Source organism: Leptolyngbya sp. FACHB-36 (assembly GCF_014695955.1).
Classification (GTDB): Bacteria; Cyanobacteriota; Cyanobacteriia; order Leptolyngbyales; family Leptolyngbyaceae; genus FACHB-36.
In genome coordinates this window covers 1-19,399 of sequence record NZ_JACJPG010000689.1, presented here as the reverse complement: position 1 = coordinate 19,399, position 19,399 = coordinate 1, and the positions used below count along the sequence as shown (strand labels likewise).

At 52.6% G+C, this 19,399-nt stretch carries 10 protein-coding genes and 1 pseudogene; 7 read left to right on the top strand and 4 right to left on the bottom strand.

All coding sequences use genetic code 11. From position 1 onward, the window contains the following. From H6F43_RS21675 to hmpF, 3 genes and pseudogenes are all read right to left on the bottom strand, one after another. Positions 1-1,568: pseudogene (locus tag H6F43_RS21675) on the bottom strand (hypothetical protein); the annotation flags it as partial. A 42-nt stretch (positions 1,569-1,610) separates the two neighbouring features. After that, a complete protein-coding gene (locus H6F43_RS21670; RefSeq protein WP_190345244.1) occupies positions 1,611-2,081 on the bottom strand; it encodes a GtrA family protein in 471 nt (156 codons plus the stop codon). 527 nt (positions 2,082-2,608) lie between these two features. Further along, complete coding sequence (hmpF, locus tag H6F43_RS21665) at positions 2,609-4,366, bottom strand: pilus motility taxis protein HmpF (RefSeq protein WP_190345243.1); 1,758 nt, start codon at positions 4,364-4,366, stop codon at positions 2,609-2,611. Positions 4,367-5,075: 709 nt separating this feature from the next. Between hmpF and H6F43_RS21660 the strand changes: the two genes are divergently transcribed. The 7 genes from H6F43_RS21660 to H6F43_RS21630 all read left to right on the top strand — a co-directional run bounded on the left by H6F43_RS21660 (position 5,076) and on the right by H6F43_RS21630 (position 19,008). After that, positions 5,076-6,374, top strand: a complete 1,299-nt coding sequence (locus tag H6F43_RS21660) for a response regulator (RefSeq protein WP_190345242.1) — start codon at positions 5,076-5,078, stop codon at positions 6,372-6,374. Between the two features lie 82 nt (positions 6,375-6,456). Beyond that, complete coding sequence (locus H6F43_RS21655; protein ID WP_190345241.1) at positions 6,457-6,822, top strand: response regulator; 366 nt, start codon at positions 6,457-6,459, stop codon at positions 6,820-6,822. Between the two features lie 12 nt (positions 6,823-6,834). Then, positions 6,835-7,365 (top strand): chemotaxis protein CheW, encoded by a 531-nt coding sequence (locus H6F43_RS21650; protein WP_190345240.1) that lies wholly within the window; start codon positions 6,835-6,837, stop codon positions 7,363-7,365. A gap of 155 nt (positions 7,366-7,520) precedes the next feature. Beyond that, positions 7,521-10,334: a methyl-accepting chemotaxis protein gene (locus tag H6F43_RS21645; protein WP_190345239.1), complete on the top strand. Its 2,814-nt coding sequence runs from the start codon at positions 7,521-7,523 to the stop codon at positions 10,332-10,334. Positions 10,335-10,651: 317 nt separating this feature from the next. Continuing rightward, a complete protein-coding gene (locus H6F43_RS21640) occupies positions 10,652-17,725 on the top strand; it encodes a response regulator (protein ID WP_190345238.1) in 7,074 nt (2,357 codons plus the stop codon). 189 nt (positions 17,726-17,914) lie between these two features. Further along, on the top strand, positions 17,915-18,427 hold the full coding sequence (locus tag H6F43_RS21635; RefSeq protein WP_190345245.1) for a DinB family protein: 513 nt from the start codon (positions 17,915-17,917) through the stop codon (positions 18,425-18,427). A 356-nt stretch (positions 18,428-18,783) separates the two neighbouring features. After that, complete coding sequence (locus H6F43_RS21630) at positions 18,784-19,008, top strand: hypothetical protein (RefSeq protein WP_190345237.1); 225 nt, start codon at positions 18,784-18,786, stop codon at positions 19,006-19,008. Here the strand turns inward: H6F43_RS21630 and H6F43_RS21625 are convergent. Then, positions 19,005-19,250: a ferredoxin-thioredoxin reductase variable chain gene (locus H6F43_RS21625; RefSeq protein WP_190345236.1), complete on the bottom strand. Its 246-nt coding sequence runs from the start codon at positions 19,248-19,250 to the stop codon at positions 19,005-19,007. The two genes, H6F43_RS21630 and H6F43_RS21625, sit on opposite strands and share 4 nt — an antisense overlap. Positions 19,251-19,399 lie beyond the last annotated feature (149 nt).

The window sequence follows — 19,399 nt, the reverse complement described above, 5'->3', positions numbered from 1 at the left end:
GCGTTGGGAATTTGAGCAATAATTCGCACTCGTGCCAGCCGCGCCCACGCTTGATGGGACGGATCGGGACCCAGAATCGCAATCGGGCTACCGGGCTGAATGCCAACCTGCTGAGCGCTCCGCGCGATCGTCCAGGCAGTATTCTCTGGCAGCTTTAGAACTGCCGCTAAATTTTGAACACCTTGGTAGGTCAGCCGCCCACCCACCAAGACCAGCACAGCAATGACGAACCCAAGCAGCAACTGTCGCGATCGACGAGTGTTGGGAAGCCGCACGCTAAAAAATACGCCCGCAACCACCAGGCTGATAAACGAAGCAATATACCGGGTGGATGGCTGAGCCGGAAACGCTGCCCACGACAAATCAATAATTACCAGATATGCGCTCAGTCCAGCTAGGGCGGGAACAAGAAACCGCCATCCCTGCCTCAGGCTACGAAGCGACGGCTTCAGTGTACCGCCTGCGCAGATCAAGAGCAAATAGCTCAGGACAAGGAAACCGAGAAACTGCTTGGTGTAAAACACCAGATTTTTAGCAATGATCCGAAGCTGTCTGCCTAAATTGAACGTCGGCTTCAGTCCGTCATTCCAGTAGGAGGCATCGGTCCAGAGCGGATACGTACCGACGATCGGCGTGGCAAATTCGTATGCTTCTGGGTCAGCAAACACGGTTCGTGGGGGATGCAGCGGCGTGCCGTTTTCGGGAGGCTCCCCTAGCCAAACGCGATCGAGCAAATCGGGATTATGAGTCCATGCCGCATTTAGCCTGCCTGTATCGCCGATCGTCAGCCGTCCTTTACTAAACGAGAGGGCAGTAATGAACGGAGCGGCGATCAGCATGAATGCCAGCACCGCCGCCAACAGTTTGGGGAGCACCTGCCGAAACGGAGCCGAAAACGCGCTTACGCCCAGAAACACCACTGTCAGCGGCAGCACAACTGCTTTCGTCAGATACCCCAGTCCCAGCACTGCACCGAGCATCGCGAAACCAGCCCAAGTGGGCGATTGCTGCAGCCGCAGTAGGATTCCAGCCGCTAAATAGATCAGTGCCGTCGTACATAAATCTGGCGTGTCGCTGTGCAACGTGCTCCAAACCAGCGCCGCCCAGAGAAACAGGCTGTAGCCCAGCAGCCTCCAAGCCCAATCTGGAATTTGGAGAAACCGAGAGTCAGACGAGATCGATCGGCGGTAGGAGGCGATAAATTCGTGCAGGAAGACTTCGAAGCTGGCGAGAGCACCTAAGTAGATCAAACCGTTGGTAAGCTTAACCGTTGCAAACTCCCAGGCAGGTGACGGCTGCAGCACCAGCCGCACCAACCCTAGCAGCCAGGAGTACAGCGGGCTCCAATAGGCATTGATTGCAGTGGTCCAATCTCCACGCAGGTAGGCGTCCGCGACGTCTAAATAGGAAATTGAATCTTCGGACGACAGCTTGTAGCTATTCGCTCCTGCCTGAAGCCCACCCAGAACGATCGCCAGTAGCCAAAACGCAAGTCTCAGAATCTGGTCTTGCCCTAACGTTTTTTGCTGTTCGGTTGTTGAAGTCGCGTTCTGTAGCATTCGCTTCACTGTCTGTTGATCAAGGAATCGGTTCATTAAGGACTGGTGTTTTTAGGGCTTGCGGTCGCCTGCCGCTTCCGCAGCTGCACCAGAACCAAATGAGTACAGCTTGTGGTTAACGAAGCTGAGAATGGCAACACAGCCCGCACTGACAATGCGCGCTACCGTTTTGTCCCACTTGAAGTCATTGATAAATAGCTGCAGCAGACCTAAGTTCGCCAGCAAACTGTTGAGCGCCACGATCGTGAATACTAGATATTGCACCTGCCAGCTTTTCCAATAGACTCGGAACACAAAGCGGCGGCTGAGGGAAAAGTTGGTGCAGATTCCTAGGAAATAGCTGATGCAGAGTGCCAAAACGTACCACAATCCCCAGTGCGTCAGCACTGAAAACGTGACAACATCCACCACGGTTGCCGCACCTGCTGTCATCACGTAGCCGCTGAACTGCGCTAGACTAGCGGGTCGCTGCTGTAGCAGCCCCAGAATTCTCTTCATGGAAACGGTGTGAGACTTAGCCATTGAACTGGAGCGTAGTGGACAATCGATCGGTAGTAGACAGAATTACTACACAAAGGCAGAAACCTGCCGAGTCTTGCATCGGGAAATAATTTGCGATTAAATAAATACAGGTGTGCTTTTGTATACTTCGATCTCCTGCCAACTTCTTACAGGTCACGGCTAACCCTCTTTTACAAGTGCTCAACCCAAGCACTTAGACTGCACAGTGCTGTCTAGCTAATTTTTCTTGCCTTCGTACCCCTCAGTGCTGCTACGAAGTAAAAGTCGTGAGGGAACAGCCTTAATACTTGGTTACATCATCGCCAGTATTCTACCGAGCGGTTCAGAGCTACTTGAAAGAATTCCGGAGTCATTCATAAAAACTTTATGTCACTTCATGACTTTTTTATGAACATTCAATAAAATCTCTGCCTTAGTGTAGATTTCCGGCAGAAAATGTTGTTTAAATTGCAAAAAACAAGCGTTGTCACAGCTTGTGACAACGCTCACTAAACGGGATAAAGGATCGCCAATTAACCCAATTAACTTTAAGAAGCGGCTAGTTCCGGGACGTTTGTTAAACCAACAAAGATTTGCCGCAGTTCTGCGATCGCTTGAGCAAGACCATGCTCAGACTCTTGCGCTTGAGAAAGAGTGCCTGCGATCGCCTCAAGGCGTTGCCGAGCACTATCCACACCGTCCTGCACAGGCTGGAGCATTTCCTGGTAGAGGTTGACCTTACCCCAGGTTTCGGCGGTAGTAACGCGGCGATCGAGCAGCGTTTGCTCTTGCTGCTTAAGGGTGTTGCGCTTGTTCTCTTGTTCGGTTGCTTGGTTATTGATCAAGCCTTGCGCCTGCTGAATCGCTGACTGCATTTGCTCAATTTGGCTCTCAAGCTTCCGTAATTCTTCTGCTTGGTGCTGTCGCTGAGTATCAATCTGACCCATGACTGGACCCAAATCAATATTTGATTCGCTTCCGGCTCCGTCTGTTTGCCCCTGACGCCGCCGCAAAATCGAGCGATACTGGTTCAGCACGCCGTCGCGCTCTCGCAGATTGCGTCGCTGACCCACTAGCGTTTCGTTGAGCATCTGATAACCGTCTTGCTCGTCCGCCAGTTCGTTTTCCAGGTTGAGGCGATCGTACTCAGCCGCCGCTTGTAGCCTAGCTTGCAGTACATCAATTTCTTGCTGTTTTAACCTCAGTTCTTCTTCCTGGCTCTCCACGAAGCTCGACAGCTTCTCTAAGTCTCGCTCTAGGTCTTGCACTAACCGCTGCAAGTCCTCAATGGACATCTTTTCGAGCGCTTGGACATCCACATGCTGGCTGATCGTAACCTTGTCGGACTGGTCAGCCAGACGATACAGTTGCTGGTGTAAATCTTCGTGACTTTGAAGCTGCATACCGAGCATGCGGCCATATTCCTGCTTCAGATTCAGCGCGTTTTGCTGCACCCTAAGCTCTGCCCGCGCTTGCTCCAAAGAGTCTTGCGCCTGATGCCACTCGTGCCACCGCTGCTGAATGTCGCTTGCTAGTCGATCTACCTCTGCCTGGAGCTGCTGAGCGGTCGATCGCTGCTGCTCCAAGTTTTGCCAGTGGTGATTGAGCAGGCTTTGATGCTGGGCAAAGATTTCCAATGACTGATTCACTTGGTCTTGCAGCGCTTGAGTCGGAGTCGCCGAGGTAGATAGCCGATTCAGCAACTCTTGAATCGCGTGAGCCTGCTGGTCATCCAGCACGGCTGCGCTCTGAAGCTCGGTTTGTCGCTCTTCCAATCGCTGCATTTCGCCGCGCAAGTGATTCCAGGCTCCTTCAAGCTCTTGGCGGTTGCGATCGATTTCGTCTCGCTGGCGCACCACCTCTTCTCGCGTGGTGTCAAGCTCTTGGCGCTGCTGTTCTAGCTGCTCAAAATCGTCTTCCATCTGTTGCAGTTGTTCACGTCGAGTTTCCATTTCCATTTCTCGACGATTCAGTTCCTGACTTTGGTAAGTCAGCGACTGCTTCCACTGCTCAATTTCTTCTTCTTGAGTTTTGAACTTTTCTTGCAGCCGAGAAAAGTTTTGCAGAATGCTAACCAGCGGACGCCCTGCTTCTTGAATGCGCTGCACCTGTTTATTTGCTGTTAGGTCCACCAGCACCAGAGCGCCCGCGCTGTAGTTATTTCCTTCATCCAACGGAACCAGTTCTTCGCCAGGAACGGCAGTCCAGCTTTGCTCCGATCGCTGGCAGGCTAGCAGCCTTAGCTCTGCTCTGCCACCACCTAGCAATCCCCCACTTCGCTTTTGTACTTCCGCTAGATACAGCACGCCAATAATCCTCTTCTGTGTCTATGGCTGATACGAAGACCTGCCCTGATGATTCGGTCCGCTCTGTCTGTTAGACCTAGTTTAGTGAGCCAGCACTTGCAAGACAATCTTCGCTGAGCGCTGCAACATTCTCAATCTGCCGTAAATTCCTTTACTGGCTGATGCAATTCATTCATGTAACCGAACATTCCACTGCTCCACTCATTCTCGTTCACCCACATTGATTCTTGCGATAGCTGGCTTGGTTTTACCCACCTACAACTGCCTCCCTACGCTAGATGCCCAACCGCATTAGCGGCAGACCTAGAGCGTCAGTCTTCTACCCAGAGGCGAATTCACCTCACTATTGTAAGTTACACACTAGAACTTGGCGATCGAAGATCGCGTTTTACCCAATCAGCAGCTCATTGACCGCATCCATAAACTTCCGGAGCAAGTTAAAACTCGAACGTAAAGAACTGTAAAGAATCGTCAGTGCATCAGTTGATATAAATAACAATCCTTTTATCAATTTACTCAATGTTTTGGGCGTAAGGGTCAAATTGGTGGCTGATTAAAAACAGGAGCTACGAAAAATCTTATATATTTGTAAGTATTTATAAGGTAATTTGAGTATCGCGTTAAACCTGAAGGGACCGCTCAGAAGTTGGGCAGATGTTTTTCAGCAAACTGCAAGCCGAACGTTGCTTTGGAAGATGAGTTGAATTGAATGCAGGGTAAGTTAAGCGAAATTGACATTCGTAGCATTCTGCAACTCCTGGAGTTGGGGCAGCGAACAGGAGAACTGTTCGTGGAGGCATACCCGATGCAGTTGGGAAATTCAGCACTCGATCGCGCCTCAAAACTTCATGAAGGGCAGTTTTGGTTTGTGTTTGTGTTCAACGGTCAAATTGTCTATGCGGCAAATGCAGATACCAGCCTGTCGCGGTTAACCGACTACTTGCGCCGCTACGATGCTGAAGCAAATTTGCGGAGCTTGACCGTTCCCTCGATCGCGGCGATCAACGCACCAGAGTACGGCTACCTGTGGGCGCTGATGGAAAACCGCAGCCTGAGTCCAGCGCAAGGACGCAGCATTATTCAAAGCATGGTGCATGAAACTCTGTTTGACCTGCTGAGTCTACATCAGGGCGCGTTTATTTTTGAGTCCGGTCCGCCGCTGTCGCCCCAGCTCACCACGCTAGAAACTGCTCCACTGGTAGCGAAAATTATGAAGCAGGTTCAGGAATGGAAGCAGCTGCACCCTCAAATTCAATCGCCCGCACAGTGTCCGGTGATTGCGGACCGAGTGACGCTGCAAGCAACGTTATCCGAAAGGACGTTTCAGACGCTTGATCGCTACGCCGATGGCAAGACCTCGATCCGCCAGTTTGCCCGGTATCTGAATCGGGACATCGTGATCGTGGCACGGGCGATTTATCCGTATGTGCAAAAGGGTATCATTCACCTTACCCATGCGTTTCCAGATGAAAGCAATGCCTTGACCGGAGTTAAGTCTCGCCCTAGAGAATTTGGGCTGTGGCAGGAAGCGCGAATTCCACGCATCGTCTGTATTGATGATGGCGCTGCAATTCGTGAAACCGTAGAGTCGATTCTGAATCAGCACGGCTACGAAGCCACTGGAATCGGCAATCCGCTTAAAGCCCTAGGTCTCGTGTTTCAACTCAAGCCGGATCTGATTCTGTGCGATATTGCCATGCCAGATTTAGACGGCTACGAGGTGTGTGCGATGCTGCGAAAATCAACGGCGTTTCGTCAGATTCCGATCGTGATGCTAACGGGCAAGGATGGGTTTATCGATCGCGTCCGCGCCAAAATGGTCGGGGCTACAGATTATTTAACCAAGCCATTTGGTGAAGGGGAACTGCTAATGCTGGTGGAAAAATATGTGGGTTCTGGTGACCCGCAGCGTCGTCAGACAGAATCATTTTTGGCTGACTCGTTAGCAGATGAGCTAGAAAGTGATAAAACTAATGCAACTTCTTCGCCCTCCGCGCCATTTGGCTAAGAATTGAGGGTACTTTAAGGATAAGGTGAGTTGCGTTGGGACTTCCCGCTAGCGTTTCGACCGGATCAGCAGGCAGAGGATTATGAGTACAGTTCTAGTTGTGGAAGATAGCGTGACCCAACGGGAAATGATCACAGACCTCTTAAAGGGAAGTGGGTTAACGGTGACAGTGGCGAGTGATGGGGTGGAGGCGTTGGAGCAAATTCAAGGGCAGCGCCCGGATCTGGTAGTTTTAGATATTGTGATGCCGCGTATGAACGGCTATGAAGTGTGTCGGCGGCTAAAAGCTGACCCTAAAACTCAAAGTGTTCCGGTGGTGATGTGCTCTTCTAAGGGTGAAGAGTTCGATCGCTACTGGGGCATGAAGCAAGGAGCAGATGCGTACATTGCAAAACCATTTCAGCCGACTGAACTGGTTGGCACCGTCAAACAATTGCTACGAGGGTAGAGGCGATCGGCGATGGTAGGAAATCCCGACTTTTTAACTGGCAGAGGACAGGATCAAGCTCCGGAGTTTCAGGAGCTAGACAGTCCTGAGGGTGAGTTGCATCTGCGGTTTTACATTCCCTCTGGTAATGAGTTTGCGCTGCCAGCCACTGGAATTCGAGAGGTGATTTCTCCCTCGCCCGATCGGATCACTCCTATCCCCAACGTGTCACCGCTGCTATTAGGCACGCTGAATGTGCGGGGACGAGTGGTATGGGTCGCCGATCTCGGTCAGTTTTTGGGCGATACGGCTCCGCTCAATACCGATCGCCCGGATGTTCCCGTTATTGCAGTAGAAGACCAAGACATTTTGCTGGGGTTAGCGGTTGATCGCATTGTCGGTATGGATTGGCTCGACATCGAAGAGCTTCAGATGCCCACAAATGTCCCCGACAGTGTGGCTCCATTTCTGCGGGGAGAATGGAGCTTAGACAATTCCGCCAGCGCTTTTCTCCGACTGCTCGATCAGGTCGCAATCCTGCGATCGGCCCGCTGGGCAGCATAGGAGGGAAAATTAGATGAAAAAACGGGAGACTGGCAGTAAAACTGAAACACGAGTGATGAGCGCCAAGGGTTATGCAAGCCGTGCTTGTTCACCCCTTCGCACACCCTCCAGACAGCCGGGGCTACAGCACTCAATACTCAACCGGGAGGAGGCACATGGCATCAGGTACTGAGTACGCAAACGAATACCAGCAGGCTCAAAAGGCTTACGTTCAGGGCAACTACCAGGAAGCGGCAGACATTGTAGACCGCTTGGTGCACGAGTTTCCCAGTGATCCGAGCGCTGCTCTGCTGCGCGGGCACATCTACTGCTATGGCTTGCAGCAGTTTGACGTCGCTAGGGAGCAGTATCAAGTCGTACTTGGCTTGACGTCTGATCCGGAGTTTACGAGCTATGCCAATTCGGGGTTGGAGTACATCAGCGACGTGAACGGTGCAAGTGGTGCCGATGAGGACGCTGGTATTAGCAGCAATGGCGCGGCGACCGAGCGCGACCCCAACTACGCGGCGACCTCGTGGCAAGAGGACGAATTGATGGACTCAGCGGACGATCGCTTTCCAGACTTAGATTTTGATTCCTTTGGTAGCTACGAGTCCACCGAGGAAATCGGTCCGTCCTTTGAGTCGTTTTCTGATCCGTTTAGCAATGGTGCTCACTCTAACGATCCTGCCAGCGAGAATCTTCCGTATTCAGATCCCTTTAGTCGGCATGAGTCGTCTGCAACAACGCCAGCCGCAGATCCGTTCCAAATTGCTGACACTGAGATTCCCGACGATTCAACAAGTTTTGGGTCGCCGGATCGGAGCTACGGCACCGCAATGGAGTTTGATCCAAACGACTTCTCGACGGATCTGGATGAATTTGACGATGCCTTTGCACCGCTGGACTTCTCTGATCAACCCAGTGCAGAGCAGGTAACTCGTTCGAACGATTACCCAGCAAACGATTATTCAACGAACGATCGCGCCCCCACACCGAACCCTGATCGCTCTGAACCCATCGCACGCCGCAGTGAAGACGAAACGCTCTTCATGGGCAGTACGGGCGCATACGACGCGAACGACCAAACCTTTGCGACTCCCCCTCGATCGCCCTCAGACTTCCAGAACGAGTCGAATACTACCCCGTCGAGCAATCTGTACGGTCATTCATCTACGGATTCAAGCGCAGACATGATGGGTCAAAGCAGCGCTGACTTCTTGGATGAATTCGACGAATTTGACGATTTAGGTAACCTGTCTGATTTCGATTTATCTGAGAATTCGGCTGGCTTTACTCGTCCGGCAGCAGATGGAGGGTTTGATTTTGCAACGCCCGCCGCAGAAACCGCATTTAGCAATAACGCGTTTGTGGATAATGCAGCGCCCGCCTTTGATGGCGGCGATCCGTCCGCCATCCGCGACGACGAAGTGTTTAGCCTCTCCAGCACGTCGGATCAAGTGCCCACATTCACTCAGATGGATGGACGCAGTTCAGAGCCGACCGCGACCGTTGAGCAGGGTTGGCTAGCTCCTTTAGAGAACGCTCCGATCGCGACGAAGCAACTGATTACAGCCGCCGCTGCAGGCATTTTTTCGGCGATCGCAGTGGCATTAGTCAGCTTTGTGTCAGCCAGCGCGGCTGTCTCCAACGGCGGCACAGATCAGAATCGCGCGGTCAGTGAATCGGTGGTGTCGGAGTTGCGAAAAACAGGCGGGCTGATGGCACTGGTAGGCGGCTTGGCGGGCTTTGGTGCTGCCTTCACAATGGGGCAGTTCACCGCCAAGCAAGCCAAGCGCGCGACGGACGATTTGCAAGCGCAGTTCGATTCGGTCTGCCAAGGCAACTTGAACGCCCGTGCTACCGTGTACTCGGAAGACGAGTACGGGCATTTATCGTCCAGCTTTAACCAGATGGCACGGGTTATTCTGACCACGACCAGTGAAGCGCAGCGCAAAGCCGAAGAGCAAGAGCAGGCAAAAGAAGACTTGCAACGACAGGTGATTCGGCTGCTGGACGATGTGGAAGGTGCGGCACGCGGCGACCTGACGGTGCAGGCAGAAGTAACGGCTGACGTGCTCGGTGCTGTGGCGGATTCGTTTAACCTGACGATTCAGAACCTACGAGAAATCGTGCAGCAGGTGAAGACGGCTGCCCGTCAAGTCAGCAAAGGTTCAACAGATAACGAAATGTTTGCCCGTAGTTTGTCGTCGGACGCGCTGCGGCAGGCAGAAGAGTTAGCCGTGACGCTCAACTCTGTGCAGGTGATGACGGAGTCAATTCAGCGGGTAGCAGAAAGCGCTCGGGAAGCGGAGGAAGTGGCTCGATCGGCATCTTCAACCGCACTGAAAGGTGGCGAAGCGGTGGAGCGCACCGTGGCTGGGATTCTGCAAATCCGTGAAACGGTGGCAGAAACCACCCGTAAGGTGAAGCGGCTAGCAGAATCGTCGCAGGAAATTTCCAAGATTGTCGCTTTGATTTCGCAGATTGCCTCCCGAACAAACTTGCTGGCGCTCAACGCCAGTATTGAAGCAGCACGGGCAGGAGAAGCCGGTCGTGGCTTTGCGATCGTGGCAGACGAGGTGCGCCAGTTGGCGGACCGAGCTGCCAAAGCGTCGAAGGAAATTGAGCAGATTGTGCTTCAGATTCAAAGTGAAACGGGGTCTGTGATGACGGCAATGGAGGAGGGCACCCAGCAGGTCATTGAAGGTACCCGACTGGCAGAGCAAGCAAAGCGATCGTTGGAAGATATTATTCAGGTGTCAAATCGAATCGATACGCTTGTTCGATCGATCACCGCCGATACGGTCGAGCAAACAGAAACCTCCCGTGCCGTGGCACAGGTGATGCAGTCGGTCGAATTAACCGCGCAGGAAACATCTCAAGAAGCTCAGCGCGTATCTGCCTCACTGCAAAATCTGGTGGGGGTTGCCCGCGATTTGCTAACCTCTGTGGAGCGATTCCGGGTAGAAACGATGGAGCGTAAGTAGAAAACGTTGGTCTCCGCTCCTTTGAGGCGGCAATGCTTAGCAGTAAGCTAGCGCCAACGCTAACGGAGACACCGTGAATACAGCCACACATGTCGATCCTTAGTAAATCGGATACAGTAGAGCAATCTAGAGCCAGTTGGTTGGTTAAGTTTCTTGACGGAAATCGCGACGCAGCCGTCTTGCGCTGGACGAATGCTACCCTTAAGCATCAAACATCTGTACCGTTGCAGCGGTCTCGTCAAACCTCTTCAAGGGTTCTGTCACGCAGCATCCGCCCTCAATAGCCATCACACTCTTCAAAGGAATGGACTACTGCTATGCAGCCTGAACAGCAACAGCGGATCATGGGTTACTTCATTGAGGAGGCAAAGGACCACCTCACGACGATCGAGCAGGGTTTGCTGAATCTGCAAAGCACGCTCGATGACCCAGAAATGGTCAACGAACTGTTCCGAGCGGCTCACTCCGTTAAAGGTGGAGCCGCGATGCTGGGCTTGAACAGCATTCAGCGCGTGGCGCATCGACTAGAGGACTTCTTCAAGATCCTGAAAGAGTCCTCAGTGCGGGTAGATCAAAAGCTGGAAAGTCTGTTCCTACGAGTCTTTGATGCTCTACAAGAGCTTGTGGCGCAGCTACAAACGCCGTTTGGCTTAACGTCGGAAGCGGCGCAAACCACGCTTACCGAAGTAGAACCGACGTTTGAAGAACTCGACCAGCATCTTACGACGCTGGCGAACCGGGCAGCCGTGGGAGCAAGCACTGTACCAGTGTCCAAGGCACGCCCCACAGTAGCCGTATCATCCCCGTCATTACCCGTTGACAGCGCCCTGCTGTTGATGTTCCGAAGCGATGTCCCTGCCCGACTGCGGGACATGCTACAACTCTTTAGACAGCCAGAAACGCCGGCGACTCGTGAGCAGCTACAATCCATTTGCCAAACGCTGAGCAGTTTGGGCGAGCAGCTTGATCTATCCCAATGGTGTTTATTGGTGGAGACTGCGCGGCAGGCGATCGCTCATTCAGAGAATGCGTATCGGACGCTGGCTCCAGTTGTCATCAAAGACATTAAACAGGCGCAGGAGCTTGTTTTGGCAGGGCGAGAGCCAGAAGTCTTGCCGTGTGAGCAACTGCGGGAGCTGCTGCCACTAGTTGCTGCTGAGCCAGAAGACGATTTCGCTGACTTCCTAGAGTTGAATGGCGTTTCTAGCTTCTCCGACGCCAATCTCGCCGCTGCGAGTGATTTGCCCTTTGATGCGCTTGATTTGTCGCCTGCTTCAGACCTCAGCTTAGATGAAAGCTTTGCCGCCGCAATCGCCGAGGAAGACCTACTGAGTCAAACAGGACCAGAAGTTGGTATGGCGGAGTTGAATACACTGGCGGATTTGTTTGAGGGAGAAGTTCCCGATCTGCGTTCAACTTGGCAGCAAGAAGAAGTGCTCAGCGAGGCAGCAGCCGTGCACGAGCGGGTACCAGACCCGACTCCAGTCAACGACTTTTCGGATTTGCTGTTTGATGATGAGACGAGTCCAAGTGAGATCCAGCACTCCTCGGACGATTTAAGCGATCTGTTTAGCGACGATCTCCTTGGTATGGATGATGTCACCGGACCAGGAGCATCTCCTGCGCTACCAACGGTAGAAGCCAACAATGAGCTAGACGACTTCTTCGCGCTGCCGGATACAGCTATCGAGGATACAACTGACTTAGATGACTTCTTCGGGCTGCCTGATGAAGCAAGGAATTCTTTAAGCGAGCCGATCGAGCCGCCTGTGTCTGACTTGTCTGATGCGTTTGAGCTGCCTTCTGCTACGCCGGATGCTAACTCGTCACTGAATAACTTGGATGACTGGTTTGGCGGCATGGACGATCAGGATTTGACGCTGAGTCAAGCTCAAGAGAATTCAACTGAGCCGCTCACGCTGGATCTGAGCGATTTAGATGCTGCACTCGGAGACGCGACAGATCCATTTGACCTGTCTACAGCGCTTTCAGTGGAATCGTCTATTGCCGCCGATCCGTGGGACGAGTTTGATGCTGCTTTGCCCTCCACAGAGCCACTGCCAACCACCGATTTGCTGGATACGGACGATGCATGGGAGCCATTTTCCGATCGCACCGTCGAGACTCCTGCGAACGAAACGTCGATCGCGGAACTTGACTTGTTCGCAGACGAAGATGCGCCCTTTGTTGAGGAGCTAGAGGAGCTATCAGCGACGGAGGAGACAGACTTCAGCAGCTTGTTGGAGTCCATGCCGTCATCGTCTGATGATATCCAAGACCTAACGCTAGAAGAATTAACGGATGACGCGCTCGATCAATCGTGGCTAAGTGGCTTAAGCGAACCTTCTAATTCAGATTTGCTATTCGATCCGCTGCCGACCTCCCCTGAGCCAACAGCAGAAATCGCCGCACCTGCAGCAGAACTTGACGATTTGTGGGATGAACTTGGCGACTCAACAACCGATTCACTTGCTTTCTTAAATTTGGATGCCGATCCTGAAGCATTGACTGATAGATCGGATCGATCGGCTCCGGCCCAGTCGGGTATAGATTCAAATGCCACCGTGATCGACGATGACTTAATCGATGGATTTGATTTTGCTCTAGATGACCTCACTGCTGAAAATGCGTCACTACCACCCACCGCTTCAACAGATGCGTCAGACCTTAGCTTGGGCGACGATTTAGGTGGCGATCTCGATTTAATCCTGGAGGATGGCAGTCTCAATTATTTAGGGACAGATTTAGGAACAGACGATCTCAACGGTGTTGCTGAATCGAACCTGGCGATCGACGAGCTTAGCAACACTACGTCAGTCAACAATATCGATCGCTCCAATGACTTGGATTTCACAACGGCTCTGACGGCAGATGGCCCTGACGAGTTCGATCTGGATCTCGATAACCTGTTAGACAGCGAGACAGAGTCCATCCCGACTTCTACAGCTAATGACGATCTGGAGTTAGTCTTTGACACGCCAGCAGTGGGTGACACTGACGAATTAGACTTGGATCTGGATGGCTTCTTGAGCAGTGAAGCAGACTCTGAGACAACGCCTGCAAGTGCTAATGAGTTGGACTTGGCCTTTGACACGCCAGCGGTGGGTGACACTGACGAGTTAAACCTGGATCTCGATAGCCTGTTGGACAGCGAGACAGAGGTCGAGACGACACCCGCAACCAACGATGATCTTCTGCTGACGTTTGATGATGCAGATACGCTAGCCGTAGATACTGTAGATATTTCAGATGAGTTAGACCTGGCCTTTGACGTGCCAGCGGTGGATGGTGCTGATGAGTTAAACCTGGATCTCGATAGCCTGTTGGACAGCGAGACAGAGGTCGAGACGACACCCGCAACCAACGATGATCTTCTGCTGACGTTTGATGATGCAGGCACCCCAGCTCTAGAGACGTCAGATGAGCTGGACCTGGATTTGGATGGCTTCTTGAGCACCGAAGCAGACTCTGAGACAACGCCTGCAAGTGCTAATGAGTTGGACTTGGCCTTTGACGTGCCAGCGGTGGATGGTGCTGATGAGTTAAACCTGGATCTCGATAGCCTGTTGGATAGTGAGACAGAGGTAGAGGTAACTCCCGCAACCAGCGATGATCTTTTGCTGACGTTCGATGATGCAGGCACCCCAGTCGTAGATATTTCAGACGAACTAGACCTGGATTTAGACGGCTTCTTGGGCAGCGAAGCAGACTCTGAGACAACGCCTGCAAGTGCTGATGAGTTGGATTTAGCCTTTGACGTGCCAGCAGTGGATGATGCTGACGAACTAGATTTAGACCTCGATAACCTGCTGGATAGCGAGGCACAGGTTGAGATAACTCCCACAGCTGATGACGATCTGGAGTTAGTCTTTGACACACCAGCGGTGGATGGTGCTGACGAATTAGACCTGGATCTCGATAGCCTGTTGGATAGTGAGACAGAGGTAGAGGCAACTCCCGCAACCAGCGATGATCTTCTGCTGACGTTCGATGATGCAGATACGCCAGTCGTAGATATCTCAGATGAGCTAAACCTGGATTTAGATGGCTTCTTAAGCAGCGAAGCAAATTCTGAGACAGCGCCTGCAAGTGCTAATGAGTTGGACCTAGCCTTTGACACACCAGCCGTAGGTGACGCTTACGAACTAGATTTAGACCTCGATAACCTGTTAGACAGCGAGACAGAGGTAGAGACAACGCCTGCAACCAGCGATGATCTTCTGCTGACGTTCGATGATGCAGATACGCCAGCAGCAAATCCGCTGAGCTTCGACCAGTGGCTTGAAGCGTCTGAGGAGGAGTCTGCGGACGCTGTGCCCTTAGGTTCGCTTACGGCTGATCAGCCAGTTAGTGACTCTGAGGATCTTATATTTGACGAGGCAGGCGAGTCGGATCTCGACGCAGATCTGTTGGATCTGCTCGACTTGGAGACTTCTACGGATGCAGCGGACGAGCCTGTTGCAGAAACGATCGACTTCGACGATGACTTATTTGGCACCAACGGGCTAGACGATCTCAACGCTGCTTCTAGGAACGCATCTCTGGGCTTTGACGAAGATTTACTAGATTTTGAAGAGATTGGAACGGCTGAAGCACCAACCTCTGCGTCAGGTTTAGACGAAGACGACATGTTGGGACTGAGTGATCTCGATGCGGCTGAATTCTTAACAGGATCAGCAACGTCCGATTTTCTGTTTAACTTGGATGACCGCGCGAAACCCAGCGGCAGGTCTCCAGGAGCGATCGACGCCAGCTCTGCTGATGACCTCGATCGTCTCCTCGAAGACAGTTCCACAGAATCAGCCGCCTCCGATTTTGAATTGAATTTTGGTACGGACGATTTAAATGGCTCAGGCAGCGACGAGTTGACTGACCTCGATGCACTTTTAGCCGGGGAACCGACCAGCGCTGATTTTGACAATTTGGATGATTTTCTGTCCCAGGAGCCGACCTCCGAATCTGATTCGCTAGCGGATTTCGATAGCTTGTTAGAGGAAACATCGCCTGCTTTTAGCGGGGAGCTACCGTCGCTCAGTACAGATCCCTCAAACGAGTTTGCCGGATTAGAGGACTTGCTCAGTCAAGATGCAGACGCATCAAACGACTTTGCTGACCTCGATAATCTGTTAAACGACAATGCCGTGGGAGGATTGGTCGTTGGAGGAGCCGCATTGGGCGGTGCAATGTTGGGGTCAGATGCCGCACCAGTCGCATCGAATGACGTGGATGACTTTTCTGATTTAGAAACCCTTCTAGAGGGCGGACCCGCAGAAGCAAATTCACCGGCGGCAGAAACGATCGACCCGCCCGCCACAGAGTTCGACGAATTGGACGATTTGCTGAAGGACGCCGAAGAGAAAATGGGCGGCTCGCCAACGGTGAAGTCGAGTCGCGGCATTGTTTCGCAGAACCGTCGGCAGGTGCGTCCGGGGCGGGTATTCAGTGAGCAAACGATGCGGGTGCCCGTGAAGCACCTGGATAACCTCAGCAATCTGGTTGGAGAGCTGGTGGTGAATCGTAACAGCTTAGAGCAAGATCAAGAACGGCTGCGACAATCGCTGGATAACTTGCTCTATCAGGTGCAACAGCTTGGCGATGTAGGACAGCGAATGCAGGATTTGTATGAGCGATCGCTGCTGGAAAGCTCCCTATTGGCAAGTCGTCAAGGCTATCGTGCTTCAACGAACCAGTCCGCCCTACGCACCGAAGGTGGTACCCAAACGGCATCTCCTGAAGTTGAGTACGATCCCTTAGAAATGGATCGCTTCACTGGCTTCCATAGCCTGTCGCAGGAAATGATTGAGCTAATTGTGCGTGTCCGGGAATCAGCGTCGGATATTGAGTTCGTCGTGGACGAAACCGATCAGGTAACGCGAATGTTCCGGCAGGTGACGACCCAGCTTCAGGAAGGACTGACTCGATCGCGCATGGTGCCGTTTGCTCAAACTGCCGATCGTCTACCCCGTGCCGTGCGCGACATTTCAATGCGCGTGGGCAAGCAGGCAGAGTTGGTCGTCGAGGGGCGCGAAACCCTGATCGACAAAATGATTCTGGAGCAGCTTTACGATCCAATGACGCATTTGGTCAACAACGCCATTACGCATGGCGTTGAATCGCCAGCGGTGCGGCAATCGGCTGGAAAGGCTGCGGCAGGACGCATCACCATTCGCGCTTTCCACCAAGGCAACCAAACGATTATTTCCGTCTCAGACGACGGCGCGGGCATTGACGTCGAGCGCGTCAAGGCAAAGGCGATCGAGCGGGGCTTGGTTGCACCTGCCATGGCGCAAAGCATGAGTCGCCTAGATGTGTACGATCTGCTGTTCCATCCAGGCTTTAGCACCGTGGATGAAGTGGATGACTTTCGCGGTCGCGGGGTCGGTATGGATGTGGTCCGCACCAGCCTGAGCGAAATTCGCGGAGTCATCACCACCGACTCGGCTCCTGGCAAGGGCACAACGTTCACGATTCGACTACCGCTGACGCTGAGTATTTCTAAGGCGCTGTGCTGCATCAGCGATCGCGCTCGGATTGCTTTCCCGATGGACGGGGTCGAAGACATGCTGGACGTTCCCAAAGAACGGATTCAGACGAATGCTGAAGGACAGCCCTGCATCGCTTGGCGCGATTCGCTGCTGCCACTGCGTCCGCTCACCGAACTGCTGGGCTACAATCGTCACCTCAGCCGAGGCAACGTTTACGGCGGAAACCAGGAAGACGATATTACTTCAATCGTCGTGCTCCGTAGCGCAGGCAATTTCCTGGCGCTGCAAGTAGACCAAGTGCTGGGTGAACAGGAAATTGTAATTAAGCAGCTAGAGGGACCCGTTCCCAAACCCGTTGGGGTTGCCGGAGCTACGGTGCTAGGAGACGGTCGAATTATGCCGATCGCCGATGTCCTAGAACTGATTGATCTGTCGATGGGTCGCCTCCGCAAGGATGCAGGTGGTTCGCTGTGGGAACAGGGAGCAACTCCGGTGCTCACAGAGCCAGTGATCGCCAAGACCGAACCAACGGTGCTGATCGTGGATGACTCGATCACTGTGCGGGAGCTGCTGTCGATGACGTTTAACAAAGTCGGCTACCGCGTTGAGCAAGCGCGGGACGGACAGGAAGCGTGGGAAAAACTCCGCGCTGGCTTACCCTGCGACATCGTGTTCTGCGACATCGAGATGCCTCGGATGGACGGCTTGGAGCTACTGTCTCGGATTCAAAAAGACCCCAACTTGAGCCAACTCCCGATCGCCATGCTGACCTCGCGGGGTGCCGATCGTCACCGCCAGATGGCGTCGTCGCTGGGTGCCAGCGGCTACTTCACGAAGCCTTATCTGGAAGAAGCGCTTCTTGATGCGGCACAGCGGATGCTGAAGGGAGAAAAACTGCTGGGGTAGAGGTAATTAGCAGCTTCTAGCTGTTAGCAGTTATGCGTCAGTTCCGTAGCGTCAGCAGCGGTTCAGCAGTGATTAGGAGGATGCCCTTGTTAGGCTCTGGATAATTGGCTGTGGATGATTGCTGCTGCAACTGCGTTTCTGGAGCGCTTGCGTTGCAGAATTGTCAACGATGATTGCGTTTGGGCGAGTATGTATGACGGTAGCTACTATCAGCTAATGGCTGAATACAACTGCTGGATGAATCAGAGTCTCTATTCGATTTGCTCAGCAATTCCTGATGCGAAGCGTAAACAAGATTTGGGAGCCTTTTTTAAATCTATTCACGGTACCTTAAACCATTTGCTTTATGGCGATAAGGCGTGGATGGGACGTTTCACCAACCAGCCGTTCTCGGCAACTAGGATCGGGCAAGACTTGTATGCCGATTTTGATGCGCTGAGAGCCGATCGAGAGAAAACCGATCAGCAAATTCTAGAGTGGTCGATGCAGCTTGATTCTGACTGGTTGAGTCAGCCGTTTGAGTATACAAGCAACGTCGATGGTAAACGCCGTGTGCTACCAACGTGGGTTTTAGTCACACACCTGTTTAATCATCAAACTCACCATCGCGGGCAAGTGACCACTCTGATTAAACAACTGGGTTATGAGCCAGGTGCGACAGATATTCCCTGGCTCCCTAGCGTAAGCAAGCTGATTGATTGACAACTCTTCTGCTCCAATCACCGAAGACCTCTCCTAACGCGCTCCTACGAGGAAAGGGAACTGGACGTTTGTCTGGCTTCCCTTTCCGTGTCGGAGAGGAGTTGAGGGAGAGGTCTTCCGAAGTTTTGTCAGTCAATGAGGTAAACAAGACAATCTGATACCAATTCGCAATTCGGAATTCGCAATTCGGAATTTCAGAAGCTGGATTCCGCCTACGTTTTAGTGGTTTGATCTGTAGCTGGAGTTTAGAGAATTGGCATAACGCTCTGTTGCACCAAAATTATCCGCTTGCTTTAGCTGCCCCAACCCAGGTCGGTAGACGATAAGCTAGTAGCGATCGCCCACCCATTTGTTTCATGCAGAACGATCATCGTTGGATTGCCCCTGTTCCGCAGCCAGAACCCGAAGTGCTCGTCGTCTATGCGCTGACGCGAGAGTTTCATCGTGAAGTTGAACAGCGAGAGGCGTTTGAACAGTATTGCCAGTGGTATCGCAATACGGCTGAGCAGAATCGGCGCGAACTGCACAAGCTGCGTCAGGATGTTAACGTCTTTGGCTGGTTCTGCCGGGGGCGACGTTAGGATAGCAACTCTAGCTCGCCTTCCTGTAGGTGCGATCGAAACTTTGCCCCAAATTTAACTACGACCGGAAAATTGGCGCTGATGGGTCTACCATTCAGTTCTCGAATTACGTCAATCACCTCGCCTTCCGTTCCCTGGATGTCAAACGGCTGGTTTCGATGTTCTGGATGGTGGTAGACAACGACAGACTTGGCGACACGGACACGACTTCCCACTGGGAATGCTTCGTCATGGGCTTGCATAAACGGGTACTTCCTATACGACAGCTCTAGCTGCTGTCGGCGCAAATTATTTAAGTTTCGACAGTTCTTTATCTTTGCATAAGAGCGCTCCCTTGCCTACCAAGTGAGCGTCTGAGATAGGGTTAAATGGAACGTTTGAATGAAAAAAG

What these genes read in the sequence shown, in the direction of transcription:
- H6F43_RS21670 (WP_190345244.1), bottom strand. Translation starts at nt 2,081, where the DNA reads ATGGCTAAGTCTCACACCGTTTCCATGAAGAGAATTCTGGGGCTGCTA.
- H6F43_RS21660 (WP_190345242.1), top strand. Translation starts at nt 5,076, where the DNA reads ATGCAGGGTAAGTTAAGCGAAATTGACATTCGTAGCATTCTGCAACTC.
- H6F43_RS21655 (WP_190345241.1), top strand. Translation starts at nt 6,457, where the DNA reads ATGAGTACAGTTCTAGTTGTGGAAGATAGCGTGACCCAACGGGAAATG.
- H6F43_RS21650 (WP_190345240.1), top strand. Translation starts at nt 6,835, where the DNA reads ATGGTAGGAAATCCCGACTTTTTAACTGGCAGAGGACAGGATCAAGCT.
- H6F43_RS21645 (WP_190345239.1), top strand. Translation starts at nt 7,521, where the DNA reads ATGGCATCAGGTACTGAGTACGCAAACGAATACCAGCAGGCTCAAAAG.
- H6F43_RS21640 (WP_190345238.1), top strand. Translation starts at nt 10,652, where the DNA reads ATGCAGCCTGAACAGCAACAGCGGATCATGGGTTACTTCATTGAGGAG.
- H6F43_RS21635 (WP_190345245.1), top strand. Translation starts at nt 17,915, where the DNA reads ATGTATGACGGTAGCTACTATCAGCTAATGGCTGAATACAACTGCTGG.
- H6F43_RS21630 (WP_190345237.1), top strand. Translation starts at nt 18,784, where the DNA reads ATGCAGAACGATCATCGTTGGATTGCCCCTGTTCCGCAGCCAGAACCC.
- H6F43_RS21625 (WP_190345236.1), bottom strand. Translation starts at nt 19,250, where the DNA reads ATGCAAGCCCATGACGAAGCATTCCCAGTGGGAAGTCGTGTCCGTGTC.